The sequence below is a fragment of the Devosia alba genome (assembly GCF_039938915.1).
Lineage (GTDB): Bacteria > Pseudomonadota > Alphaproteobacteria > Rhizobiales > Devosiaceae > Devosia > Devosia alba.
On the sequence record NZ_JBDUUI010000134.1, the window covers coordinates 1 to 247 of the forward strand.

Annotated in this window: 1 protein-coding gene; it reads left to right on the plus strand. The window is 60.3% G+C overall.

The genetic code is table 11. The features are described 5' to 3' along the window. The coding region (locus ABFY71_RS19065) for a CBS domain-containing protein (RefSeq protein WP_347947453.1) at positions 1-247 on the plus strand (247 nt) is incomplete at both ends.

The following is a 247-nucleotide window of genomic DNA, read 5'->3' on the forward strand; positions in this document are numbered from 1 at the left end:
GGTCAGGTCGTCGGCATTATCGACGAGTGGGATCTGTTGCGGCATATCGGCGGTGAAGCTGACCGCTTCGCCCTTCCCGTGACAGAGGCCATGACGCGTCAGGTGGAATTTCTCGATAAACGCGCCCCGGAAAGCGCCCTGCACGCCATCTTCGACCGCGGTCTGGTGGCCGTCATTAATGACAACGACCGTTTTCTCGGTTTGATTACGCGCAGCGACGTGCTGACCGCGTGGCGCAACCGTCTTC